The organism is Herbaspirillum sp. C7C8 (assembly GCF_022627875.1).
Lineage (GTDB): Bacteria > Pseudomonadota > Gammaproteobacteria > Burkholderiales > Burkholderiaceae_D > Herbaspirillum.
Genome location: NZ_JABXGG010000008.1, coordinates 141,513 through 164,893, shown reverse-complemented (window position 1 = coordinate 164,893; position 23,381 = coordinate 141,513). Strand labels below are relative to the sequence as shown.

Sequence of the window (23,381 nt, the reverse complement as noted above, 5' to 3'; positions counted from 1 at the left end):
TGTTGTTGTGTTGTTGTCGTTCGGGCCCCGTTGCAGCGACTCACAGATAGGTCGACGCCAACCCGCCATCGACCGGCAGGTTCACGCCATTGATCCAGCGGCTGCCGTCATCGCACAGCCAGACGATGGCCGCGGCGATCTCGTCCGGATAGGCCGGGCGCTTCATGCGGTGGGCATCCTTCTGCACGCGCTCCTGCCCGAGCATGGTCACGAAGTCACCCAGGATGGGGGTGAGCACCGGACCGGGGGCGACACTGTTCATGCGGATCGCATGCTGGAGGAACCAGGGCTGGGCCTGAGCCATGCTCCAGACGATGAGCGCCTCCTTGAAATACTGGTAGCAGTTCTCCTGCGCGACCGGATGCTGCGCCAGCCATTCGGCGCCCGCCGCAAAACCAGCGGTCTGGGCCAGCGCCTTGTGCTGTTCCAGCCGCTTGGGCCACTCGGCACCAAGGATGGAGGCCACGTTGACGATGGCACTGCCGGGCGGCATGCGACGGATCAGCAGTTCGGTGAAATGACGCAAGCCGAGATAGTTCACGCGCGCAACCAAGTCCACCGGCGCGGTGCCGGGCACGCCGGCCACGTTGCACAGGCCATCGATCTGCTCGGGCAGTTGCGCGACGACGTCATGGATGGCATCGGCGCTGGAGAGATCGGCCTGCACGAAGGCTGCCATGCTGATCATGGGCGCATTGCGATCTACCCCGATCACGCGGGCGCCCTGTCCCCGCAGCAGCCGGGCGGTCTCGGCACCGATGCCGGAAGAAACGCCGGTGACGACGATGGTCTTGTCTTGCAGTGTCATGCTGGTCTCCTTGGATAATGATTTATATCGTTCAACTTCTTGCTGCTGCATCCATGCAATGGCTTCAGAAGGGATACGGCGTGGCCTGCTCCTTGACCGTGATCCACTTCCATTGCGTGTATTCTTCCCAGTCCGCCGGGCCGCCCACGCTGGTGCCGTTGCCGGCGATGCCGGGGCCACCGAAGGGATTGACGCATTCGTCGTTGACGGTCTGATCGTTGACGTGGACCATGCCCTGGCGCAGCCGCGCGGCCACCCGCATGGCCCGCGCCAGCGAACCGGAGATCACGCCGGCGGCCAGTCCGCCCTGGTTCTGGTTGGCCAGGGTGATGGCCTCGTCCTCGGAACCGACGGTGATGACGCTGGCCACCGGACCAAAGATTTCTTCATCAAATACGCGCATGCCCGGTCGTACGCCGGAGAGGACGGTCGGTTGATAGAACAAACCTTCATATGCGCCTCCAGCCAGCAAGTGCGCGCCTGCCGCCACGCTGTCCTGCACCAGTCCATGCACGCGCTGCAGCTGGCGCGCATCGATCAGCGGACCCAGGGCCACCTGGCCGCCGGCGCCATCGCCCACGGGCAGGTGGCGCGCCTTGTCAACCAGTCGCTCCAGCAAAGCCGGGGCCAGCGAGGCATGGACCAGGATGCGATTGGCCGCCATGCAGATCTGGCCCTGGTGCAGCCAGGCGCCCCAGGCGGCGTTGCTGGCTGCGATATCGAGGTCGGCGTCGTCGAGGATCACCAGCGCATTGGCGCCGCCCAGTTCCAGCGAGACCTTCTTGAGATGTCGCCCCGCCAGTTCGCCGATGCGACGGCCCACGGCGGGCGAACCGGTGAAGGCGATCATCGCCACCTGGGGCGCCGTCACCAGCGCCTCGCCAGCCTGTGCGCCACCGGGCAGCACGTGCAGCAGTCCGGCGGGCAAACCCGCTTCCTCGAAGACGCGGGCCAGCATGAAACCGCCGGAAATCGGTGTACGCACATCCGGCTTGACCACCACCGCGTTGCCCGCCGCCAGCGCCGGCGCGACCGTGCGCAAGGTCAGGATCAGCGGGAAATTGAAGGGCGAGATCACCCCGATCACACCCAGCGGCGCGCGCCGCGCGATGCTCAGTCGTCCGGGACTGCCGGGCAGCAGCTGGCCCTGGGCCTGCAAGGGCATGGCGGCGGCAAGATGGCATAGGGTGATGGCCTCGCGTACCTCGTGCTCGCCCTTGAAGAGCACGCCGCCGGTCTCGCGGGCGACCATGCGCGCCAGCTCATCGAAGTGCTGCTGGAACAGCGCAGCGGCGCGCCGGAAGATCTCGGCGCGCTCACGTGGCGGCCGCGCCAGCCAGTCGGCCTGGGCCGCCACGGCAGCCTGCACCGAGACGGCCACATCGTCGGCACCGGCCAGGCCGACCTCGGTCAGCGGCGCGCCGGTCGCGGGTTCGATGACGGTGGTGCCGTGGGCGGTTTCTTCCCAGCGACCACGAAACAGGTGGCGCTGCCAGCGGGCAGGATCAAGCAAAGGGGTGGATGGCTTGGACATGCAGGTCTCCTTGGTAATGGCCGGTCAATCCGGATCAGCGGCCATTCTGCAAAGCCTGTGCCACCGCGCGATACGCCACTGCATGCGGCTTTGCAGCAAGCTCATCCATCCGCACCCCTTGCTGTCGGATGGTTTTTTCAGGGCGGAAAATTGCTGCGTCGGAAGCGGTTTCTTGATGCACTGCAGCTTGCGCATTTGCGCAAATTCACCAACCATCAGCCCACTGAATTTCATCATTTGATGAACTGCGCCATCGCGGCGCGCGCTTGCCGAACCCTTGCCAGGAGCCCGTCCATGCCGCCATCCCAGCGTATTTCCCTTGCCGAGATGGTGCGCAGCCAGGGCACGGCAGCGTCCCCGGTCCAGCTGAGTTCGGCCAGTACCGACCGCTGGAGCGTGGATGCCCATCCGACCCTGTCGGACCTGAGCGAATGCCTGTTCTTCTCTCCGGGCGATGGCCGCATCTGGCTCAATGACCAGCGCATGCTGCTCATCCACAGTCGCAGCATGGGCACGCTGCGGCGCGAGCTGATCGACAATCTCGGCATCGACAAGGCACGCGGCCTGCTGACCCGCGCCGGCTACATCTCGGGGGCGCGGGATGCGCAACTGGTGCGCGAACGCTGGCCCGAGGCTGACCCCTCCACCATCCTCATGGCCGGGACGCGGCTGCATACCCTGGAGGGCGTGGTGAAGGTGGTCCCGGTCAGCTTCAGCTACGACCCCGAGACTGGCCGCTACGAGGGCCAGTTCCTCTGGCACAACTCCAGCGAAGCCGATGAACACCTGGCCGCCTATGGTGTGGCCACCGCACCTTCCTGCTGGCAGCAGATCGGCTATGCCATCGGCTACGTCAGCACGCTGCTGGGGCATCTGGTGATCTTCCGGGAGGTCGAATGCCGCGCCATGGGCACGCCGCATTGCCGCGTGATCGGCAAATCGGCCGAACTGTGGAGCGATGCAGAGGATGACCTGCGCTACCTCAATGCCCAGGACTTCGTCGGCAGCGGGATGCTGGCCACCGATGGCGAGATGGCTGCCGAAGGTGCCGCCGGGCCCGATATCGAGGCCATGGAGGCTGATCTGACCCGCGCGCTGGTGGGTACGTCCTCGGCCTTCAACGCCGCCTGCCACCTGCTCAATCGCGTAGCCGCCACCGATGCCACGGTGCTCTTCACGGGGGAGTCGGGCGTGGGCAAGGAACGCTTTGCGCGCATGCTGCACCAGATCGGTCGCCGCGAACGCCAACCCTTCGTCGCCATCAATTGCGCCGCCATTCCCGAGACTCTGATCGAAACCGAACTGTTCGGTGTGGAACGCGGCGCCTACACCGGGGCCACGCAGTCACGCGCTGGCCGCTTCGAACTGGCCGATGGCGGTACGCTCTTCCTCGATGAGGTGGGGACCTTGAGCCTGGTGGCGCAAGGCAAGCTGTTGCGCGTGTTGCAGGAGGGAGAATTCGAGCGCGTCGGCTCGAGCCGTCCGCTCAAGGTCAAGGTGCGCGTGGTGGCCGCCACCAACGAGGACCTGGCGCTGGCGGTACGTGAGGGACGCTTCCGCCAGGATCTGTTCTTCCGGCTCAACGTGTTCCCGATCCACCTGCCCCCGCTGCGCGAGCGACGCGACGACATTCCGCTGTTGATGAATCACTTCCTCAAGTTCTATGGTCAGCGCCATGCCGTGGCAGTGCGCGGTTTCACGCAACGCGCAGTGCAGGCCCTGCTCAACTACAGCTTTCCCGGCAACATCCGGGAATTGCAGAACCTGATCGAGCGCGGCGTGATCCTGGCCCAAGGGCATCCGCTGGATTTGCCGCACATGTTCATCAGCGGCGAAACGCTCAATGACGAGGTGCTGTCCCTGGCCCTGCAGGGTGAGGGCGAAAGCGAGCGGGGCACGCTGGCGGGACGGCATGGCCGGGGCCGCGATCCGGCATCGACCTCAGCGTCTCCCGCAGGCAGCCTGCTGGAGACGGTTCAGCAATGGCGCAGCACACAGAAGGAGACCGATGCGCCACTGTCCCTGCCCGCACTGGAGCAAACCCTGATCGCCGAGGCCATCGCCCGCGCCGGAGGCAACCTCTCTGCGGCGGCACGTCTGTTGGGAATCACGCGGGCACAGCTGGCTTACCGCCAGCAGAAAGGGACGCCTTAGGGCCCGGGCGGTGCCGGGAAAGAAAGCGCGGGAGCGTCAGGCGACGTTCTTGTAGGGACTGGGCCGGTCGGTCTCTTCGTCCACGATCTGCATCTCGCCGATGCGGTTGCGCAACTCCTCCCAGGGATGAATGGGCAGGTTGTCATCGCGGGGCCCGGACTGCATGCGGGCGGCAAGGTCCTCCACATCCTGCGTCACGCGCTCCTGCCAGCGGTGTTCCAGCGCGATGAACAGCGCAATGGCCGCGACCAGCCCGAGCGAACACAGCGCCAGGGCGGCATAGATGGCGTACTGCATGATGTTGTCGAACCAGTCCATGTCCTCCCCGTCGTCGTTATCTCAGGTCATGCGGCGATGGTAGCGCGCGGCCTCGCAGGCGCCCATCAGGAAATGACTGAGGCGCCGGGGGCGACAGGCGGCCAAGCTCATCCACAGGAACCGGCGCCACCGGCACACGGTCTGCCGTTCAGGCCCGGGCTGCAGGATGCACCCGACCCGCATTCCCCGTCCACGGAGCCCCCGATGATTGCCACCCCGTCCGCCAACATCCCTGCCCGCCTCGACCGCCTGCCGTGGTCGCGCTGGCACTGGCGCGTGGTCATCGCACTGGGTGTGGCCTGGGTGCTGGACGGGCTGGAAGTGACCCTGGTCGGCTCGCTGGGCAGCGTGCTGGAGCGCAGCGATACCCTGGCGCTGGATGCGGCCCAGGTCGGCTGGACCGGCTCGCTCTACATCGCCGGTACCGTGCTGGGAGCACTCATCTTCGGCCGCCTCACCGACCGCCTGGGACGCAAGCGGCTCTTCATGCTCACGCTCATGCTTTACATGGCGGCGACATTGGCCACCGCCTTTGCGCAGGATTTCCTCTTCCTCGCACTGTGCCGCTTCGTGACCGGCCTGGGCATCGGCGGCGAATATGCGGCCATCAACTCGGCTATCGATGAGCTGGTGCCCGCGCGTGTGCGTGGACGGGTGAACCTCATCATCAACGCCAGTTTCTGGATCGGGGCGGCGCTGGGTGCAGGCTTGTCGCTGGTAATCCTGGACCCGCAGGTGATGGGCGCCGCATTGGGCTGGCGCGCATGCTTCCTGCTGGGCGCGGTGCTGGCGGTGGCGGTACTGCTGGTGCGCCGGCATGTACCGGAAAGCCCGCGCTGGCTGCTCATGCACGGCCGCCACGCCGAAGCCGAAGCCGTGGTGCGCAGCATCGAAGCGCAGGTCGAGCAGCAACACGGAGCCCTGCCCGCCGTGGACCACGCGCCCGGTGCAGCAGCCCAAGGTGGCGCGGCAGGCAGCGGCATGCTGCCCTGGCGCGAGATCGCCCACGTGCTGCTGCATCGCTATCGCCAACGCAGCGTGATGGTGGCGCTGATGATGGTGGCCCAGGCCTTCGTCTACAACGCCATTTTCTTTACGTATTCGCTGGTGCTCACGCGCTTCTTCCAGGTGCCGGACCATCGCGTGGCGCTCTACATCTTTCCCTTTGCGCTGGGCAATGTGCTCGGGCCGCTGTTGCTGGGCCATCTGTTCGACAGCATCGGCCGTCGCCGCATGATCGCGGCCACCTATCTGCTCTCCGGAGCCGGACTGGCCGCCACGGCCTGGGCCTTCAATGCCGGGCTGCTGGATGCGCGCTCGCTGGCGCTGTGCTGGAGTGCGGTGTTTTTCGTCGCCTCGGCGGCGGCCAGTTCGGCCTACCTCACCGCCAGCGAGGTATTCCCGCTGCGCATGCGTGCCATGGCCATCTCGATCTTCTACGCCATCGGCACCGGCGTAGGCGGATTCCTTGCCCCGGTGCTGCTGGGCTGGCTCATCGCCAGTGGAGACCGCCATGCGGTAGCCGCAGGCTATGCGCTGGGCGCATGTCTGGCGCTGCTGGCCGGGGGGTGCGCGCTGCGCTTTGCGGTGGATGCGGAAAGGCGCACGCTCGAAGAGGTGGCGGAATGGAAAACCTGAGCTGATGAGACAACCATCCTGTCATCAGCCGGGCTTATGACAGGATTTTTTCCGCAATGCCCGCTCCCAGCGGTGCCAGCAAGGCCTGCAATTCCTCTTCACCGAACTTGATGGTGGCGGTGTCATCGCGGCCCAGCATGCCATCGGCCAAGGCGGACTTGCGCGTTTGCAGTTCGAGCAGGCGTTCTTCGATGCTGCCCTCGATGACCAGCTTGTAGACCACGACCTGGCGCGTCTGCCCGAGCCGGTGCGCGCGGGCAATGGCCTGCTCTTCGACGGCAGGATTCCACCACGGATCGGCCAGCACCACCGTATCGGCGGCAGTCAGGTTCAGGCCGACCCCGCCGACCTTCAGGCTCACCAGCATCAGCGGCACCTCACCGCGCTGGAAGCGGGCGATCACACCGCTGCGGGCGGCCGGCTCGGTGTCACCGGTGAGCATCAGGCAAGGCAGTTGCAGCGTCTGCAGTTGCGCCTCGATCAATGTCAGCATGCTGGTGAATTGCGAGAAGACCAGGATGCGCCGCCCCTGCTCCACCAAGGACGGCAGGGTATCGCACAGCCACTCGATCTTGGCGCGTTCCAGTCCGCGCGGCATGCGGCCCTGCTTCAACAGATAGGGATCGCAGCAGACCTGCCGCAACTTGAGCAGCGCATCCATCACCGTGACCTGGCTACTGCCCAGACCGCGCCGCTCCAGCGCGCGGCGTACCTGCTTGTCGGCGGCAATGCGTACACTCTCGTACAAGTCGCGCTGGCGCCCCTGCAATTGCAGGCGCTCGACGATCTCGATGCGGGCGGGCAGCTCCTGCAACACATCCTGCTTGCGCCGACGCAGGATGAAGGGACGTACGCGCTGGGCCAGCAGGCGCGCGCGCACGGTTTCTCCCTGTTGCTCGATGGGCTTGCGCCACAGTCGCGCAAAGCTGCGTGCATCGCCGAGAAAGCCCGGCATGAGGAAATGGAACTGGCTCCACAATTCGCCCAGGTGATTTTCCAGTGGTGTGCCGGTCATGCACAGACGATGGCGCGCATGCAGACGACGCGCGGCGGCGGTGCTGCGGGCGGCGGCATTCTTGATGGTCTGCGCCTCGTCCAGCACCAGCAGATGAAAGCGCAGCGACAGCAACAGGTCGAGGTCGCGCCACAGCAAGGGATAGGTGGTCAGGACCAGGTCAGCCTGTCCTTGGGCAACGGCGCTGACATGCTGCGCACGCTGCTGGCCATGCAGCACCCTCACGCGCAGGGTGGGGGCGATGCGCTGCGCTTCCTGCTGCCAGTTGAACAACAGCGAGGTCGGCACTACCACCAGCGCAGGCAGGTCGAGCCGTCCCTGTTGTTGCTCGATGAGCAGATGGGCCAGCAGCTGCGCAGTCTTGCCCAGGCCCATGTCGTCGGCCAGGATACCGGCCAGGCCATGCTGGCGCAGGTACTGCATCCAGGCCACGCCCTGCAACTGGTAAGCGCGCAGGGTCAGACCCAATCCCCCGGGCGCGGCCACCGGCGGCACACTGCCGGCGGCGCGCAGGCGCCGGGCCAGTTGCAGCACGCCACCGGCACCGCTCAGGTGCCAGGGCGCGCCACCGTCCAGCGTCTGCAGACTGGTCTGCAGGCTCTCCAGACGATGCGCATCCCAGGGCGAGAGTGGCAGCGGACCTTCCTTGCGCTTGAGGTCGACCAGCAGGTCCAGCAGGGCCAGCACCACTGCCTTGAGCGGACCGGCCATGGCATCGATGCGACGACCACCGGGAGCGCGCAGGGAGATCACGGCGTGCGGGTCCATGCGCTCTACCTGTTGGGCATCGGCCCAGCGCGGATCGCGGCGCAGCAGGTCGGCCACCATCGGCGCCACATCCAGGGTCTGGCCATCGACCTCGATGCCCATCGAGAGCAGCCAGCGACCACTGGGGTCCAGGCCGTCGAAGATCTCGCTGGAGAAGGGGCGCGGCAGCAAGGGTGCGGCCACTTCGCGCGCGCTGACCTCACCGGTCTCGCTGCTGACGATGAAGCGCCATGCCGTGACCGGGACGCTCTCATGTGCAAAGCCGGGACGCACGCGCAGAGTCCAGCCCATCTGCTGCAGACGTGGCGCCTGGTCGGCCCAGAAATCGCCGAAGCTTTCTTCCAGTATCAGAGTCCACAGGGGACCGGCGTCGTGCAGGGGATTGTCGGCACGCCATTGCAGGGCATCTTCCCGCAAGGGCAGCAGGCCCATCTCTCGAAGGATCTCCAGCGCGTTGGACTCGGCAACAAGGTCACGCACAACATGGGCTGGCGTGTACGTGAGCTCGTCATCGGGATGGCCCACGGGCGCCGGCGTGCTCCAGCGCTGCGCGCCTTGGCCATAGACCCAGTCGATCTGCGCCACCGTCACCATGCCGCCACGTGGCCCGAACAGGCCATGCGCACGCATGCCCAACAAGCCGTCACCACGGGTGAGCGTCTGCAGGGTCAGGCGGGGATGGAATGCGCTGGGGGAATGCGAAGCGGACATGCGACCGGGGGAAGAACGGGGAAGCAGTCATTGTAGGGCGCTTCAGCGCCAGGCGTGCAGGAGCGCGGATGAAACCGCTGGACGTCCTGCGCATGCGCACTACGCATGGGCAGTGACGGGACCTCTTACCGGGCGGGCGGCGTGATGCAGAAGTCCAGCATCATCGCGAAGGGTGTGCGGCCCTCGCCGGTGGCCCATACCCATACGGCCCAGCACAGCAGGCTGCATACCAGCAGCAGAGCCAGCACGATGTGCAGTCCGGATGCCTTGCGCAGGAAGCCTTCGACGCGGTCAAACAGGGCGGTCATGGAGATAGATGCAGAAATGGAAAAACTTGGGAGACCTCATTGTAGCCAAGGCCCCGGCCCGATGAAATGGGACAAATTGCCGCAGTGTCACGCTGGCAATATCCCTGCGTCGCACCGTGCGGGGTACTCTGTTACCCTGACGCATTGTTCCTTCGCTGCTTGCCGCCTCGCCATCATGACCACTGCCCTGCTCATCATCGATGTCCAACGCGCCCTTTGCACCGGTGCGCAGGCCGTTGCCGACGGCGACGCCACCATTGCCAACATCAACCTGCTGCGGGCAAATGCGCGTGCGGCGGGCGTGCCGGTGATCTTCGTACAACACGAAGACGGCGGCTCCTTGCAGCACGACAGTGACGGATGGCAACTTGCACACGGACTGCATCACCAGGCCGATGACCTCTACCTGCGCAAGCGCGGCTCGGACGCTTTCCACCAGACCGCGCTGGAATCCCTGCTGCGCGAACGCGGCGTGACGCGTCTGGTGATCTGCGGCATGCAGACCGAGTTCTGCGTGGAATCCACCGTGCGCCGCGCGCTGGCGCTGGGCTTTGCGGTGACGCTGGCCGCCGGAGCGCACACCACCGCGCCCAATGGCGTGTTGTCGGTACCAGAGGTGGTGGCACATCATCAGGCTACGCTGGCCAATCTGGGGGCGTATGGCGTGCGCGCTACCATCACGGCGGCCTGCGATGTCGCCTTCTGATCCTGCCCGGGGCGTTCAGAACCGCTGCGGGCTGAACGGCGTCAGATCGATTTCCGGCGCCTGCCCCGCCAGCAACTGTGCGGCGATGCGTCCAGTGCGAGCTGAACAACCCAGTCCGATGTGACCGTGGCCATAGGCGTGGATGATGTCGGCACTGGCGCTGGCCGGGCCGATGCAGGGCATGCCGTCGGGCGTGCTGGGACGGCGACCCAGCCAGTATTTCACGTCCTCCACCGGCAGCGTGCGCGGCAGGCCGGGGAAAAGTTTGAGCGCGATGTCGCGCATGATCTCGCCGCGTCGCCAGTCCGGCGCCGCCTCGAAGGAGGCGAACTCGACCTGCCCGGCAATGCGCAAGCCGGTCTCCATCTGGGTCGCAATGACCTTGAATTCGGACACCATCATGGGCGTACGGGCGCGCGCCTGGTGGTCCTGCCCACTGATGACGACGTGGTAGCCGCGCTCGCTCTCCAGTTGCACCTGATCGCCGGCGGCGGCTGCCAGTGCCTTGGAACGCGCACCGGCGCAGATGACGGCGGCATCGCAGGCGAGTTCGCCCTGTTCGGTCAGCACCGCCTTGAGCCGTCCCTGCTCCACGCGAAAACCGGTGGCGCGCCCGTCGACACGATGCGCACCGCGCGCCAGTGCATAGGCCTGCAAGGCCTGCAGGTAGGCGGCGGGATGGCGACAGTGACCAGCCTCGTCGACGTGCACTGCAAAGCCGAAGGCCGGGTCCAGGTCCGGTTCACGCGCACGCAGGGCGGCGCCCTCCACTTCCTGCCACTGGATGCCCAGCTCGCGGCGCACACCCCAGCCGAAGGCGTCGTTGTCGAAATGCTGGCGCGAACGATAGACGTGCAGGACGCCGGAAGTATCGATCAGGTGGGCCACGCCGGCGCGCTGCGCTACCTCCAGATGCAGGCTGCGGGCGTCGGCCACCAGGGTGCGCAAGGCGCGCGCGGTGCTACGGATGCGATCACGCCGCGCACTGGCAAGGTTGCGCACCAGCCATGGAGTGAGGCGCGGCAGGTAACGCCAGCGAATCGACAAGGGCCCCAGCGGATCCATGAGGTAAGCCGGCACCTTCTTCCACATGCCCGGCTCCACCGGGGGGATCACCGAATGCGAGGACAACCAGCCGGCATTGCCGTAGCTGGAGGCTTCTTCACTACCGGCTGCATTGAAATCAAGCAGGGTGACCTGCAAGCCCTGGTCGAGCGCATGGATGGCGCTCATGAGGCCGACGGCACCGCTGCCGATGATCACGGCATGGCGGGGAAAGATGATCTCAGGGGAGCTGGACATGGCGGGATGTGCGACGCAAAGCTGCATGATACGAGAACTGGTCGCAGACGTCAGGCGCGTGCAGGATCACCGCGCCTGGTTGTAGAGCACCGTGCGCGGCAGATAGGGCTGGCCATTGATGCGCCGCTGCTGATGAAAATGGCCACTGCCGAATTGCACGCTGAGGATGTCATGGCGCGCATCGTAATAGCGTGACTGCACGCCCAGCAGGCCCATGACCGTATGCTCCAGCTGGTCGGTCTGGTAGGGACGGTACTCGAGCTGGGCCTTGTCTTCCGGACTCTTGCCGGTGAAGGAGCGGGTCCATACCAGCATCGGGATTTCATAACCGGTGGCATCGCTCACCGACTGGCCGGCGTGATTGCGCGTATGGCCCACCTCCTGCGCATGGTCGGAACTGAAGAGCAGGCTGGCATTGTCCTGCCGCGCCGCGTTCATGGTGAGTCTGAACATGCTGCCGACCACGTAGTCGTTGTAGGCCATGGCGTTGTCGTATTCATTGCGCAGCTGGCGTATCCAAGCCGAGCGGTCGGCACCTTCCAGTTTCTCCGTCACGCCGTCGCGCACGGTGTCGAAACGCGCATACTCGCCGGGATAGCGCATGTCATAGGTAGGGTGCGCGCCCAGCAGATGCACCACAATCAGCTTCTTCGGGGCCGGGTCCTGCAAGGCGGTTTCCAGCGCCGGCAAGAGGTTGCCGTCGAAATTGTTTTCACCGCGCCCGGCCCCCTTGTTGATGAATACCTGCTCGTCGGCACGGCGCGAGACCAGGCCCAGCCAGCCGTCATTGGGGGGCTGGTTGGACAGCCAGTGAATGCGGAACCCCGCCTCACGTGCCAGCATCAGGACATCCGGCTTGCGGTTCCAGGCCTGCGGATCGTTGAGGTCGGCGGGCGTCAACATCTTCATCAGCGAGGCCATGGTGGCCGGTTCCGAGGAGACCACGTCACGAAACACGATGAGCTCCTGGCGCATCGCTTCCAGGGTCGGCGAGGTCGGGCGCTCGTAGCCATACAGGGACATGTTGGCGCGGTTGAGGCTCTCGCCGATGATCCACACGACCGTGTTGCGTTCCGGTCCCGTGTAACGTACCTGCCAGTCGGAGCGATGCGCCATGTTACGGGCCACATCGGCTTCCATGCTGGCGGCCTGGGCCAGTTGGTCGCGATAGTCGAGATAGCGGATGGGCCAGAACAGCAGCGGGTTTTCCTTGGCCATGGTGGGATTGAAATGCAGGGCCACGAACACGGCCAGCAAGGCGCCCACGGCGGCCCGGCCACGCCAGCGCCAGGGTGCGGCGGGCCGGGCCTGCTCGCGGCGTCGCAGCCAGCGCTCGCCCAGCCACAGGCCGCCCCACGCCAGCAGCAGCAGGCCCAGCGCCTCGGCCAGGTCGCCACCGTTATGACGGAAGAATTCGCTGCTCTCGGCGGGGTTGGTGTTGAAGACGGCTTGCAGCACCAGAATGGGATTGGGGCGCAGGCCGAAGTAGTCGCGCAGGAAACCCTTGATGGCCGCATCGAGGAAGAACAGCCCCAGCACGGCCAGGGTAGCGCGCGAGAACCACTGCGGCCGCTCGCGCAGCCAGGACAATATCAGGAACAGGCCGGCAATGCCCGGCAAGGCGGTCGCCATGAGCACGCCGCTCTTGGCCAGTTCATTGGTGCTGATGCGATCCAGTGCCCAGAAGATGACCAGGCCCACGAGACCCAGGCCAAGTCGGTTGACCAGTTTGTTCAATGCAGTCTTTCCGCCGCCCCACCCGGCAAGATGTTATCCCGAAGAAATATTGTCCATGACACCGCTTCCCTGGCGGCTTGTTCACCCTGGTGCCGACACGCTGTCGGGCCTGCGCGATAGGACAGGCTCGGCGATGATTTGTTTCCGCGCGGCGCGGCAGAGTATCGCACCCCGCAGGAAAAACACCAACCATGCCGGCTCAGATCCGCTGCCGCGTGAGTGCAGCGGTACATCCATCCCCGTCGGGTTCTTTGCTTCCCTGTCCGCGGTGCGCAGGCTCAGCCGAAACGGAATAACTGCGCCGCCGTCTCGCCGGTGATGCGCCGGCGGTCTTGTTCATCACTCACCAGGGCCTCGAAGCGTCGCCAGCTGTCGCCGTAGTCGGTCACGCTTTCATGCTGGGTATGCGGCCAGTCGCTGCCCCACAGCAGGCGATCGACCCCGAAGTGCCGGCGCAGCAGCGGCCAGGCCCGGCGAGCGAAACGGGCACCACCCTCGCTGCCGCCGTTGCGATACTGCGCCGACAATTTCACCCACACCTGACGCGAGGCGGCGATGGACAGCAGGTAGCCAAAACCGGGGTCGTCCACGCCCAGCGCCGCATCGACCCGGCCGAAGTGATCGACCACCACGTTCAAACCCAGTGCCAGCAAGGGTTCCAGCACCAGCGGCAAATCCGCGGCCTCGCGATGGATCTCGACCTGCCAGCCCATGGCCGCAATGTGCGTGAGCGTGTCGTGCCAGACACCGCGCAAATCGGGCAGCGGCGCACCGCCCACCAGGTTCAGGCGTATGCCGACCACGCCGCCCTGCTGCAGGGCCTGCAACTGCGCCAGGCCGATATCCGCGTCGACCATGGCGATGCCGCGCAGGCGTTGCGGGGCGCGGGCGATGGCTTGCAGCAGATAATCGTTGTCGCTGCCCAGGAAACTCGGTTGCACCAGTACGCCATGACTCATGCCATGTGCATCCAGCCGCGCCAGGTATTCATCGACCGTGACGTCATAGGCCGGCGTGTAACGGCGTACGTCGGCCATCGGCAGGCCGCGCGCAAAGACGTGCGCGTGAGTATCAATGCGCAGCGCGGCTGGGGGCACGGCGGGGAAACTCATGCGCCGGTTTCCATCTGGCGGCCCCGGGTTTCCGGCAGCATCAGCACGGCGATCACGACCAGCGAATAAGCGATGGCGGCATCGATGCCAATGGCCTGGCCCAGCGGCATGGAGTCGCTCATGTGGCCGACCAGGACCGGGAAACCGGCCGAGGCCACGCGTCCGAAGTTGTAGCAGAAGCCCACGCCGGTACCGCGAATGCCACTGGGGTACAGCTCATTGAAGAGCGCCCCCAGGCTGGCCGGGATACCGGCGGCGAAGAAGCCGAGCGGGAAGCCGCATACCAGCATCTGGGTGTTGCTCAGGGGCAGGAAGATGTAGCACAGGACAGTGGCTACGCAGCACAGGGCGAAGCTGGCCACGGTACGACGACGGCCGATGCGATCCAGCAATTGCGCGCTGACGATGCAGCCGCACCAGAAGGCGATGATGATGACGGCCAGGTAGCCGCCGGTAGAGAGCACCGACAGGTGCTTCTCGGTCTTGAGGTAGGTCGGCAGCCAGGTCATCAGTGCGTAGTAGCCGCCGTGCGCACCCACGCCCAGCAGGCTGCCGATGAGGGTCAGGCGCAGCACATCGGGGCGGAAGATGCCCAGCAGCGTGCTGGCGGCGGGCTTGCCGGCAGCTGCCTTGCGACCGGCCAGGAAGGCATCGGTCTCGGGCACCGAACGCCGCACGTAGACCACCAGCAGCGCGGGCAGCAGGCCGATGATGAACATCGCGCGCCAGGCCATTTCCTGCGGCAGCATGGTGAAGAGCACCGAGAACAGCAGCACTGCACCGCCCCAGCCTACGGCCCAGGCACTCTGCACGGTACCCATGGCACGACCGCGATGTTCGGCGCGGATGGTCTCGGCCATCAGCACCGCACCGGCCGCCCATTCGCCGCCGAAACCGAAGCCCTGCAAGGCTTTGAGCACCAGCAATTGCGGATAACTCTGGGCGAACGCGCTCAGGAAGGTGAACAGGGAGAACCAGATGATGGTGATCTGCAGGGTCTTGACGCGTCCGTAGCGGTCCGACAGAGTGCCGGCGAACCAGCCGCCGATGGCAGAGGCCACCAGGGTGGCTCCGCTGATCATGCCGGCATCGGCCTTGGAGAGCGAAAAGGCTGCAATCAGTGCGGGGATGGCCAGGCTGAACATTTGCACGTCCAGCGCGTCCAGTGCCCAACCACTGAAGCAGGCCCAGAAAGTCTTGCGTTCCTTGGCAGTGACCTGCCGATACCATGAAAACATGTCTCGTCCTCTATGCTGAAGGCGCGCAACCTCGGGCTGCCCCGCCCGGCAGCCCATGCTGTGACGGAACGTGGTGCCAGACCGATGGCGGCGCGTAGCGGATTGATTTATCGGATGAATTATTCAGTTACTCAACTACTCATATAGTCATCTATATGAGTTAACGGAAGATAACACAGCCGGGAGGATGCAACAATCCTTCCCGATCAGGGGTGCTGCGACCTCCAGCGATACGTTTTGCAAGCCGTCGGATGTGGGCAGATCATCGTCCGTCAGAACGCGCCGGGCAAGCAACGCGATGCTGTGCCGCTTGGTTTGTCCACCTGCACTTCACCGGCCCGTTGTGAGTGCGCCCGCCCCCGGGTAGACTGAGCACTTTCTCATTGCAAGGCAAGTCTCAGCATGCTCGACCAGAATGGCGCCGATGCGCGCCTGCCGCTCTACCTCCAGTTGCGCGACCAGCTCGCGGCGCAGATCCGCGCCCAGAAATGGCAACCAGGCCAGGCCATCCCCTCCGAGGCAGAACTGAGCCAGACCTATCAGGTCGCCATCGGGACGGTACGCCGGGCGGTCGAAACGCTGATGAGCGAGGGTCTGGTGGAACGGACTCATGGACGCGGCACCTTTGTGCGCAAGGCGCGTTTCGACAACTCGCTGTTCCGCTTCTTCCGCTTTGAAGCGGCCGATGGTCGAGCGCTGCAACCGACCAGCGTGATCGTCAGCCGCAAGCTCATCGAAGCGCCGCGCCGGGTATCCGAGGCCCTGCACCTGAAGAGCCATGCGCGGGTGATCGAACTGCTGCGTCTGCGCAAGGTCGACGGCCAACCGGTGCTGGCCGAGAACATCTATCTGTGCGCCCAGCGCTTCAAGGCCCTGGCCGACAAGGCCCCGGAAGACTTCGGTGATCTTCTGTATCCGCTCTACGAGCGCGAATGCGGGCTCATCGTCGCCTCTGCGCGCGAGACCCTGACGGTGGAGACCGTCACGGCTGCGCAGGCGCGGCTGCTGGGCCTGGCGGAGAAGACGCCGGTCGTGGTGATCGAACGCATCGCCTTCGGCTCGGACGGCACTCCCCTGGAATGGCGACAGTCACGCGGGGCGGCAAGCAAGTTCAGGTATAGCGCGGAGATTCGCTGACTCACGCTCAGCTATCGGCGGGCGTTGTATCCTGCGGACCGACCCCGCTGTGGCTTAAGCGCACACGCATGGCAAAAATGCTGCAATCTGGTTTACTATCGTCGCTCGGCCCATCACTTCTCCCACCATGCAACTGAAGCGATCCCTCATCCAGTCACCCGCTGCCCTTGTGGCCGCTGGCGTCGGCATGCGCGGGCTGAACACCAAAAAACGGCATCTCCGCTGACGGGGATGTCACGTCCCGTCCGGCGGATCGCCTGGCGGGACTGAATCGCAACAGCGCTGCCCTTTCAGACCTCGCCCCGGCGTACTACCGGCGGAACGGCTTTCTTCAACCGTTCTTCACGAGGTACACATGCAATACGATCGTCATCCACAGGCTCTGCAGCTGCACGTCGACGCCCAGTACGCCAGTCCTTACGCCATGTCGGTCTTCGTCGCCCTGCGCGCCAAGGCCCTGCCCTTCACGCTGCATACGGTCGATCTGGATGCCGCCGCCCATCAGGATGCGGCCTATGCCACGCTGTCCCTGACCGCGCGCGTGCCGACCCTGGAGCACGGCAGCCTGGCACTGTCCGAGTCATCGGCCATTACGGAATATCTGGAGGATGTCTTCGGCGGCCCGTCGCTCTACCCGGCCGACCCCGTCGCGCGGGCTCGCGCCCGGCAGGTGCAGGCCTGGTTGCGCAGCGACCTGCTGCCCCTGCGCGAAGAGCGCAATACCCAAGTGCTGTTCTACGGTGCACGCAAGCCGCCCTTGTCAGCGCAGGCGCGGGCCGCCGTGCAACGGCTGTTCAGTGTGGCGAACGCCCTGCTGCCGGAAGGTGCTCACTGCCTCTTCGGTGAGTGGTGCATCGCCGATACCGACCTGGCGCTGATGATCAATCGTCTTGCCCTGCACGACGACGCCGTGCCGCCGCGCCTGGCCGACTATGCACGGACACAATGGCAACGGCCCGCCGTGCAGGAATGGGTGGCAATGCAGCGCCCTCCTCTGTCGACTCCCGCCGCGTAACCATCGCTATGGCTGATCCGCGCTGATCATGAAAAAGGGGCGACGTCGCAAGACGTCGCCCCTTGCAGGACGAACTCCGTATGAGCACCGTCAGGCAATGGCGTCCGGACGCGGACGGGCAATCGCGAACACCACCGCCGCAGCCAACAGGTCGAAGACTGCCAGCAGGATGAACAGAGGACCGTAACCAATCTGCGTGACCAGGACGCCGAAGAGCAGCGTGAACAGTGTCGCGCCCAGGTAGCCGCTCATGCCGGTCAGGCCGGTAGCCGTGGCGACCTGGTTCTTGGTGAACACATCGGAGGTGATCGAATACAGCGCGCCCGACAGCGTCTGGTGCGCAAAGCCGCCCACGGAGAGCAAGGCCACGGCCACATAGGGACTATCGACGAAGCCCACACAGGCCGGCCCGATCATGGCCAGACAGCCCGTGAGCATGACCAGCTTGCGCGAGGTGAACAGCGAGACCTTCAGATGCTTGTGGAAGAAGGGACTCAGGTAGCCGCCCAGAACACATCCGATGTCGGCGGCCAGGAAAGGCAACCAGGCGAACATGGCGATTTCCTTGATGTTCATGTGGCGCTCGGTGGCCATGTACAGCGGAATCCACGCGTTGAAGGTCTGCCAGGCCGGTTCCGACAGGAAGCGCGGGATGGCGATCGACCAGAAGTTCTGGCTGCGCACGATCTTGGTCCAGCTTTCGCGGACCACTTTCTCGGGCGACTTCTCCTGGCCATCGAGGATGTAGTCGCGCTCTTGCGGCGAGAGCAGCTTCTGGTCACGCGGGCTCTTGTAGAACAGCATCCACAGGAAGAACCACAGCACGCCCAGTGCCCCCACCACCACGAAAGACATTTTCCAGCCGCCATGCAGGATGGTCCACACCACCAGCGGCGGTGCGCACAGGGCGCCGATGGAGGAGCCGATGTTGAACCAGCCGATCGCCACCGAGCGCTCCTTGGCCGGGAACCACTCGGTGGACGCCTTCACGCCGCCCGGAATGCCGGCCGCTTCGGTGATGCCCAGCAGGGCACGGAAGAAGGCCAGCCCCTGCCAGCCCGTGGCCAGTGCCGCCCCGGCGCATACCAGCGACCAGGCCAGGGCGAAGATGCCGAAGCCGATCTTGGTCCCTACGGCATCGAGTATGTAGCCGGCCACCGGCTGCATCAGCGCATAACAGATCTGCCATGACACCACGATGTACGAGTACTGCTCCGTACTCATGTTCAGCTCTTTCATCATGGTCGGCGCGGCGACCGACAAGGTGTTGCGGGCCAGATAATTGACGATCAGGGCCAGGGTGACCAGCGTCACCATGTACCAGCGGATTCCTCTTACGTACTTCATGGCGTCTCCAAAAGGATAGTTCTTCAACAGGCAGGCATGGCGCGACCTGTGGCCGCCCGGACCCGGCTGTACGCCCGCTCTCGCGGTGGATGGCGCACAGCCGTCAGCCCCGGGCGGCACCGGGCCGCCTGGCGTCAGGCAGGTCGGGAGTCCATGCCTGTCTCCAAAGGAAGGTTTTTTATCTTTTTTGTCATTTATTTATACGATGTCGTATAAGTTATGCTGCGATTAGTCGGACTAATTCTTCATGCAGGTGGACAACTCTAATGATCAGTGGGCAGGAAGTCAACCGAATTCGCTGCAGTTTTCTTCCCGCAAAGCGCTTTCGCAGGCGATTTTGGCACGACAGGCTGAATCATCGTGCAGCGCCCGAGGACAAGGCTTGCACCCTGGCGTCGACTCCTTCATAGTGTCCGCAGACGAACTCATCGGCAGCAGTCATCGTACATGTCAGCATTCAATCCGCCTTCCCCCGATCCTTCACGTCGCGGCAATCTCAGCCGTTCCGAACATATCTGCAAGCAGATCATCGCGTCCATCCTGCGCGGGGAGCTGGGGGAGAACCGCAAGCTGCCCACCGAAGTGGAGCTGGCGCAGCGCTACGAGGCTTCCCGCACCACGGTGCGGGAAGCGCTCTCGCGGCTGCGCTCGGAGGGCATCGTGGTCTCGCGCCGGGGCTCGGGCAATTACGTGCAGCGGCTGCCGGTGCTGCAAAGCAGTGCCCCGGCGCAGATTGCCAGCATCCATGATGTGGAGCGCTATTACGCTTTTCGCGAATGCGTGGAGGTGGGCGCGGCCGGCATCGCCGCCGCGGCCCGCAAGGAAGAGGATGTCGCCCTGATGCGCCATTGCCTGGAGGCGCTGCGGCGCGCGCAACTGCAGGGCCAGACCGGCGTGGAAGAGGACCTGGCGCTGCACATGGCCATTGCCCGGGCCACCCGCAATCCCTTCTTCATCTCCACCATCGAACATGCGCTGGGTCCTATCCGCCAGTGCATGGAGCTGGCCCAGAACCTGGGCTCACCGCAGGAAGGCGAACGTATCCAGGTCATCGATGACGAGCACCAGGCCATCATCGATGCCATCGCGCTGGGTTCGCCAGAGCAGGCCGAAGCCGCCATGCGCGCGCACATCGGCCATGCCCGCCAGCGCATCTTCGAAGGCGGCTGAAGGCGGCTCAATGCTGCACATGACGCAACGACGCCGGGCCATGCTGCGCCCGGCGTCGCTGGAACATGCCGGTATTACGCGGGATGCTGCACGTTGGCCGGCAGATCGCGGCCGTGATACTTCTTGTAGATGGCGTTGAGCTTGCCATTGCTCATGTTGGTCTTGACCCAGCCATCGATCCATTGCTTCAGGCGCGGCTGGTTCTTGTTGATGGCGATGCCCAGATCAAAGGCCTTCTGTTCGAACTTCATTTCCAGGTTCTTGCCGGGCGACTTCTTCTGCATCTCCTGCAGATTGGATGGCGTACTGGAGAAGACGTCCACCTGACCCGTCACCATCGACGTGATCAGGGTCGCATCATCCTCATAGCGCATGATCTCCGCGCCCTTGGCGTTCTGGGTAGTCAGGGTATCGTTGGGCGTGGCGCGGGTGACGCCGATGCGCTTGCCGTTCAGATCCGCATAATCCTTGATGGCCATGTTCCTGGGGGCCCCGATGATGAGGCTGATGACCGCATAGGGAATGGAGAAATCGATGACCTTCAGCCGTTCCGGCGTAATCGACAGCGAACCCACCACGATATCGGCGCGATTGGCCTGCAAGGTCGGCACGCGCGCCGCATTGGCCACCGGGATCAGGTCGAGCTGCACCCCCAGGTCCTGGGCCAGCAGCCGCGCGGCCTCGACGTCGGAACCGGCCGGCTGCAGCTTCTCGTCGCTGTAGCCGAACAACGGTGTGCTGGAGGTCGTGGCGATGCGGATCTTGCCGGCCTTCCTGATATCGTCCAGCTGGTCGGCCAGCGCCGCGTGGGCGCTCAGGCCCAGGATCAGGGCCGCAAGGGCGGTGCGCGCGAGGGTGCGCAATTTTGCGTTTTTCATTACTTGTCTCCGTTATTTTATGAACAGGTCGTACAGGGAACAGCGTTTGCGCTACAGGTCGGCGGCCAGAAAAGCCTGTAATTCGGGGGTGTGCGGGTGGTCCAGCATGTCGCCGGGACCGACTTCCCAGACCCGCCCCTGGTGCATGTAGATGATGCGATCAGCCACGCGCTTGGCGAAGTTCATCTCGTGGGTCACCAGCAGCATGGTCATGCCATTGGCGGCCAGGTCTTCCATCACGCGCAGCACTTCACCGGTCAGTTGCGGATCCAGGGCCGAGGTCACTTCATCGAACAGCATCACCTTGGGCGACATCGCCAGCGACCGCGCGATGGCCACGCGCTGCTGCTGGCCGCCTGAAAGCTGTTCCGGATACGCGCCGGCCTTCTCATCGAGCCCGACCTGCGCCAGCGCGGCCAGGGCCACGCGGCGCGCTTCGGCCTTGTCCTGCTGCTTGACGTGGCGCAGGGCCAGCATGACGTTCTCCAGCACGTTCAGATGCGGGAACAGGTTGTAGCTCTGGAAGACGATGCCCACTTCGCGCCGCAGCTTGTGCAGGTCGACCTGCGGATCATCGACGCGGATGCCCGCCACCTCGATGCTGCCGGAATCGATGGTCTCGAGGCGGTCGATGCAGCGCAGCGCGGTGGACTTGCCGGAGCCGGAGGCACCGATGATGGCAATCATCTCGCCGCGCGCCACCTCGAAGGACACGCCCTTCAAGACCTGGTTGTCACCAAAGCTCTTGTAGACCTGGTCCAGCCTGACGATGACGGGCTGCGGCTCCTGCGCCGACGCAACGGGCCGCAGATGCGGCACGGATTCGGATTTAGCGATGGCTGACATTGAGCTTTCTCTCCATGGATGCGCTCCACCGCGACAAGGGATAGCAGAGCAGGAAATAGAAGGTGCCCACCAGCAGGAACACCAGGAAGGGTTGGAAGATGGAGTTGTTGATGATCTGCCCGGCCCGCGTCAGTTCGACGAATCCGATGACGGAGGCCAGCGAGGTCATCTTGATCAGCTGCACCAGAAAGCCGATGGTGGGCGGCAGTGACAATCGCGTGGCCTGCGGGATGATGACCAGGCGCAGCGTCTGCCAGCGGGTCAGCGACAGACATTCGGAGGCCTCCCACTGCGGACGCGGCATGGCCTCCACGCAGCCGCGCCAGATGTCGCCCAGGTAGGCGCTGGTATAGATCATCATCGCCAGCCCGGCCGCCACCAGCGCCGGCAGCACCAGCCCATACACCGACAGACCGAAATAGACGATGAAGAGCAGGATCAGCAAGGGTATGCCCTGTATGCACTCGATGAAGAGGATGGCGGGCCGCCGCAACCAGGCGCGCGGCGAGATGCGCGCCAGCATCACCAGGAACCCGCCGAGACCGCCCAGCACGAAAGCCAGCGCAGAGAGCACCAGCGTCCAGCCGATGGACTGCACCATGAAGAAGAAATAGGTCCAGCTGAAGTTGCCCATCATGATGTGCTCCCTTCGATGCGCAGCGAGGCGCTCGTATTGACCGCCACCGGTCGCGATACGCCATGCACATAAGGCACATGGGCCAGGGGTGCCATCCCCGCAGGATCCGTCGCAGGCAGCCGCGACACCGGACTGCGCCGGCCCAGCGCAGCAGCACGGCGCAAGGTGCGGCGGCGCTTGAAGATAGTTTCACCAATGGAATAAGCCACCAGCTTGACCAGCACCGCCAGCACCAGGTACAGGGCGGCGACCACGATATAGGTCTCCAGCGAACGGAAGGTATCGGACTGCACGGTATTGGCAATGGCGGTCAACTCTTCGGCGGAGATCTGCGAGGCCATCGCCGAGGCCTGCATCATCAGCAGAAACTGGCTGGTCAGCGCCGGATAGACGCGCTCGATGGCCGGTTGCAGCATCACGTGCCAGCGGATGCGCCAGACCGACAGGCCCAGGCACTGGGCGGCCTCGATCTGCCCGCGCGGCACCGAATCGATACCGGCGCGGATGATCTCGGCGGCATAGGCGGCGATGTTGATGATCATCGCCAGCACCGCCGCCGCGAAGGTCGGCATGCGGATACCCAGACTGGCCAGGCCGAAATACAGCAGGAATATCTGCACCAGGAAGGGCGTGTTGCGCACCACCTCGATATAGGCACTACAGGTGCGGGCCAACAGACGATTGGGACTGTTCTTGGCGAAGGCAACGAAGATGCCGATGGCGACGCCGACGATGATCGCCAGCGTGGTCATCTTCAGTGTCAGCCAGGCGCCGTGCAGGAACACGGGCCAGTAGGGCGCCAGCGGAGTGAAGTCGAGAGAGAAGTTCATGGGCTGCCGGGTCCATCAAGGTTTCAGGAAACCGGACATCGGTGCGGCGCGGGCGCGATCCTGCTGCGTGCGAGCGGCCCGGTGTTCCGGGTGCTGCCTTGCTGCGATTCAGGTCAAGCGGTTGCGTGCGGTGCTGCCATGCCGCGCGACAGGAGAGGTCCTGCCGCGGCGG

At 64.9% G+C, this 23,381-nt stretch carries 21 protein-coding genes; 6 read left to right on the top strand and 15 right to left on the bottom strand.

What is annotated here, in order from left to right; genetic code table 11:
* Positions 1 to 40 precede the first annotated feature (40 nt).
* The 3 genes from HWE01_RS11940 to HWE01_RS11930 all read right to left on the bottom strand — a co-directional run bounded on the left by HWE01_RS11940 (position 41) and on the right by HWE01_RS11930 (position 2,579).
* The gene (locus tag HWE01_RS11940; RefSeq protein ID WP_241821919.1) at positions 41 to 808 is read right to left on the bottom strand and encodes a coniferyl-alcohol dehydrogenase; all 768 of its coding nucleotides are present in this window, start codon (positions 806 to 808) and stop codon (positions 41 to 43) included.
* Positions 809 to 872: 64 nt separating this feature from the next.
* The gene (locus HWE01_RS11935) at positions 873 to 2,342 is read right to left on the bottom strand and encodes a benzaldehyde dehydrogenase (RefSeq protein WP_241821918.1); all 1,470 of its coding nucleotides are present in this window, start codon (positions 2,340 to 2,342) and stop codon (positions 873 to 875) included.
* Between the two features lie 24 nt (positions 2,343 to 2,366).
* Positions 2,367 to 2,579 (bottom strand): hypothetical protein, encoded by a 213-nt coding sequence (locus HWE01_RS11930; RefSeq protein WP_241821917.1) that lies wholly within the window; start codon positions 2,577 to 2,579, stop codon positions 2,367 to 2,369.
* A gap of 57 nt (positions 2,580 to 2,636) precedes the next feature.
* On the opposite strand from HWE01_RS11930, the gene HWE01_RS11925 reads away from it, so the two are divergent.
* A complete protein-coding gene (locus HWE01_RS11925; protein WP_241821916.1) occupies positions 2,637 to 4,496 on the top strand; it encodes a sigma-54-dependent Fis family transcriptional regulator in 1,860 nt (619 codons plus the stop codon).
* 36 nt (positions 4,497 to 4,532) lie between these two features.
* On the opposite strand, the gene HWE01_RS11920 is transcribed toward HWE01_RS11925, so the two are convergent.
* Positions 4,533 to 4,814, bottom strand: a complete 282-nt coding sequence (locus tag HWE01_RS11920) for a hypothetical protein (RefSeq protein ID WP_241821915.1) — start codon at positions 4,812 to 4,814, stop codon at positions 4,533 to 4,535.
* A 204-nt stretch (positions 4,815 to 5,018) separates the two neighbouring features.
* Here HWE01_RS11920 and HWE01_RS11915 point away from each other — a divergent pair, with 204 nt between their 5' ends.
* The gene (locus HWE01_RS11915; protein ID WP_241821914.1) at positions 5,019 to 6,452 is read left to right on the top strand and encodes an MFS transporter; all 1,434 of its coding nucleotides are present in this window, start codon (positions 5,019 to 5,021) and stop codon (positions 6,450 to 6,452) included.
* A gap of 34 nt (positions 6,453 to 6,486) precedes the next feature.
* Here HWE01_RS11915 and HWE01_RS11910 read toward each other — a convergent pair whose 3' ends face one another.
* The gene (locus HWE01_RS11910; RefSeq protein WP_241821913.1) at positions 6,487 to 8,946 is read right to left on the bottom strand and encodes a DEAD/DEAH box helicase; all 2,460 of its coding nucleotides are present in this window, start codon (positions 8,944 to 8,946) and stop codon (positions 6,487 to 6,489) included.
* A gap of 125 nt (positions 8,947 to 9,071) precedes the next feature.
* The gene (locus tag HWE01_RS11905; RefSeq protein WP_008333409.1) at positions 9,072 to 9,254 is read right to left on the bottom strand and encodes a hypothetical protein; all 183 of its coding nucleotides are present in this window, start codon (positions 9,252 to 9,254) and stop codon (positions 9,072 to 9,074) included.
* Positions 9,255 to 9,429: 175 nt separating this feature from the next.
* On the opposite strand from HWE01_RS11905, the gene HWE01_RS11900 reads away from it, so the two are divergent.
* Positions 9,430 to 9,960 (top strand): cysteine hydrolase family protein, encoded by a 531-nt coding sequence (locus tag HWE01_RS11900; protein ID WP_175343737.1) that lies wholly within the window; start codon positions 9,430 to 9,432, stop codon positions 9,958 to 9,960.
* A gap of 15 nt (positions 9,961 to 9,975) precedes the next feature.
* Here the strand turns inward: HWE01_RS11900 and HWE01_RS11895 are convergent, their stop codons facing one another.
* From HWE01_RS11895 to HWE01_RS11880, 4 genes are all read right to left on the bottom strand, one after another.
* On the bottom strand, positions 9,976 to 11,262 hold the full coding sequence (locus HWE01_RS11895; protein WP_241821912.1) for an NAD(P)/FAD-dependent oxidoreductase: 1,287 nt from the start codon (positions 11,260 to 11,262) through the stop codon (positions 9,976 to 9,978).
* Between the two features lie 66 nt (positions 11,263 to 11,328).
* Complete coding sequence (locus HWE01_RS11890; protein WP_241821911.1) at positions 11,329 to 12,999, bottom strand: phosphoethanolamine transferase; 1,671 nt, start codon at positions 12,997 to 12,999, stop codon at positions 11,329 to 11,331.
* A gap of 278 nt (positions 13,000 to 13,277) precedes the next feature.
* Positions 13,278 to 14,111 (bottom strand): amidohydrolase family protein, encoded by an 834-nt coding sequence (locus tag HWE01_RS11885; protein WP_008333420.1) that lies wholly within the window; start codon positions 14,109 to 14,111, stop codon positions 13,278 to 13,280.
* Entirely contained in the window at positions 14,108 to 15,349 is a 1,242-nt protein-coding gene (locus HWE01_RS11880; RefSeq protein WP_008333429.1) for an MFS transporter, read from the bottom strand. Before HWE01_RS11880 ends, HWE01_RS11885 begins: the two co-directional genes overlap by 4 nt.
* A 402-nt stretch (positions 15,350 to 15,751) precedes the next feature.
* Between HWE01_RS11880 and HWE01_RS11875 the strand changes: the two genes are divergently transcribed.
* Together HWE01_RS11875 and yfcF are read left to right on the top strand one after the other, a co-directional pair.
* A complete protein-coding gene (locus tag HWE01_RS11875) occupies positions 15,752 to 16,486 on the top strand; it encodes a GntR family transcriptional regulator (protein WP_241821910.1) in 735 nt (244 codons plus the stop codon).
* Positions 16,487 to 16,841: 355 nt separating this feature from the next.
* On the top strand, positions 16,842 to 17,501 hold the full coding sequence (gene yfcF, locus HWE01_RS11870; protein ID WP_241821909.1) for a glutathione transferase: 660 nt from the start codon (positions 16,842 to 16,844) through the stop codon (positions 17,499 to 17,501).
* A 90-nt stretch (positions 17,502 to 17,591) separates the two neighbouring features.
* On the opposite strand, the gene HWE01_RS11865 is transcribed toward yfcF, so the two are convergent.
* Positions 17,592 to 18,848: an MFS transporter gene (locus HWE01_RS11865; protein WP_008333446.1), complete on the bottom strand. Its 1,257-nt coding sequence runs from the start codon at positions 18,846 to 18,848 to the stop codon at positions 17,592 to 17,594.
* Positions 18,849 to 19,295: 447 nt separating this feature from the next.
* On the opposite strand from HWE01_RS11865, the gene HWE01_RS11860 reads away from it, so the two are divergent.
* Positions 19,296 to 20,018 carry a FadR/GntR family transcriptional regulator gene (locus HWE01_RS11860; protein ID WP_008333449.1) on the top strand — a complete coding sequence of 241 codons (723 nt, stop codon included), beginning with the start codon at positions 19,296 to 19,298 and terminating at the stop codon, positions 20,016 to 20,018.
* Between the two features lie 74 nt (positions 20,019 to 20,092).
* Here the strand turns inward: HWE01_RS11860 and HWE01_RS11855 are convergent, their stop codons facing one another.
* Genes HWE01_RS11855 through HWE01_RS11840 form a run of 4 tightly spaced genes read right to left on the bottom strand, consistent with a single transcriptional unit; the run spans position 20,093 to position 23,209 of the window.
* Complete coding sequence (locus HWE01_RS11855; RefSeq protein ID WP_008333450.1) at positions 20,093 to 20,896, bottom strand: transporter substrate-binding domain-containing protein; 804 nt, start codon at positions 20,894 to 20,896, stop codon at positions 20,093 to 20,095.
* 51 nt (positions 20,897 to 20,947) lie between these two features.
* Entirely contained in the window at positions 20,948 to 21,742 is a 795-nt protein-coding gene (locus HWE01_RS11850) for an amino acid ABC transporter ATP-binding protein (RefSeq protein ID WP_175343744.1), read from the bottom strand.
* Positions 21,726 to 22,379, bottom strand: a complete 654-nt coding sequence (locus HWE01_RS11845; protein WP_008333453.1) for an amino acid ABC transporter permease — start codon at positions 22,377 to 22,379, stop codon at positions 21,726 to 21,728. The genes HWE01_RS11850 and HWE01_RS11845 overlap by 17 nt, the downstream gene beginning before the upstream one ends.
* Positions 22,376 to 23,209: an amino acid ABC transporter permease gene (locus HWE01_RS11840; RefSeq protein WP_175343745.1), complete on the bottom strand. Its 834-nt coding sequence runs from the start codon at positions 23,207 to 23,209 to the stop codon at positions 22,376 to 22,378. The genes HWE01_RS11845 and HWE01_RS11840 overlap by 4 nt, the downstream gene beginning before the upstream one ends.
* Between the last annotated feature and the right edge of the window lie 172 nt (positions 23,210 to 23,381).

Bases quoted from the DNA above. Each gene is read 5' to 3' on its own strand.
- HWE01_RS11930 (WP_241821917.1), bottom strand. From the start codon at position 2,579: ATGATGAAATTCAGTGGGCTGATGGTTGGTGAATTTGCGCAAATGCGC.
- HWE01_RS11880 (WP_008333429.1), bottom strand. From the start codon at position 15,349: ATGTTTTCATGGTATCGGCAGGTCACTGCCAAGGAACGCAAGACTTTC.
- HWE01_RS11845 (WP_008333453.1), bottom strand. From the start codon at position 22,379: ATGATGGGCAACTTCAGCTGGACCTATTTCTTCTTCATGGTGCAGTCC.
- HWE01_RS11935 (WP_241821918.1), bottom strand. From the start codon at position 2,342: ATGTCCAAGCCATCCACCCCTTTGCTTGATCCTGCCCGCTGGCAGCGC.
- HWE01_RS11860 (WP_008333449.1), top strand. From the start codon at position 19,296: ATGTCAGCATTCAATCCGCCTTCCCCCGATCCTTCACGTCGCGGCAAT.
- HWE01_RS11905 (WP_008333409.1), bottom strand. From the start codon at position 9,254: ATGACCGCCCTGTTTGACCGCGTCGAAGGCTTCCTGCGCAAGGCATCC.
- HWE01_RS11850 (WP_175343744.1), bottom strand. From the start codon at position 21,742: ATGTCAGCCATCGCTAAATCCGAATCCGTGCCGCATCTGCGGCCCGTT.
- HWE01_RS11900 (WP_175343737.1), top strand. From the start codon at position 9,430: ATGACCACTGCCCTGCTCATCATCGATGTCCAACGCGCCCTTTGCACC.
- HWE01_RS11915 (WP_241821914.1), top strand. From the start codon at position 5,019: ATGATTGCCACCCCGTCCGCCAACATCCCTGCCCGCCTCGACCGCCTG.
- HWE01_RS11855 (WP_008333450.1), bottom strand. From the start codon at position 20,896: ATGAAAAACGCAAAATTGCGCACCCTCGCGCGCACCGCCCTTGCGGCC.
- HWE01_RS11910 (WP_241821913.1), bottom strand. From the start codon at position 8,946: ATGTCCGCTTCGCATTCCCCCAGCGCATTCCATCCCCGCCTGACCCTG.
- HWE01_RS11875 (WP_241821910.1), top strand. From the start codon at position 15,752: ATGCTCGACCAGAATGGCGCCGATGCGCGCCTGCCGCTCTACCTCCAG.
- HWE01_RS11920 (WP_241821915.1), bottom strand. From the start codon at position 4,814: ATGGACTGGTTCGACAACATCATGCAGTACGCCATCTATGCCGCCCTG.
- HWE01_RS11895 (WP_241821912.1), bottom strand. From the start codon at position 11,262: ATGTCCAGCTCCCCTGAGATCATCTTTCCCCGCCATGCCGTGATCATC.
- HWE01_RS11840 (WP_175343745.1), bottom strand. From the start codon at position 23,209: ATGAACTTCTCTCTCGACTTCACTCCGCTGGCGCCCTACTGGCCCGTG.
- HWE01_RS11925 (WP_241821916.1), top strand. From the start codon at position 2,637: ATGCCGCCATCCCAGCGTATTTCCCTTGCCGAGATGGTGCGCAGCCAG.
- HWE01_RS11940 (WP_241821919.1), bottom strand. From the start codon at position 808: ATGACACTGCAAGACAAGACCATCGTCGTCACCGGCGTTTCTTCCGGC.
- yfcF (WP_241821909.1), top strand. From the start codon at position 16,842: ATGCAATACGATCGTCATCCACAGGCTCTGCAGCTGCACGTCGACGCC.
- HWE01_RS11885 (WP_008333420.1), bottom strand. From the start codon at position 14,111: ATGAGTTTCCCCGCCGTGCCCCCAGCCGCGCTGCGCATTGATACTCAC.
- HWE01_RS11865 (WP_008333446.1), bottom strand. From the start codon at position 18,848: ATGAAGTACGTAAGAGGAATCCGCTGGTACATGGTGACGCTGGTCACC.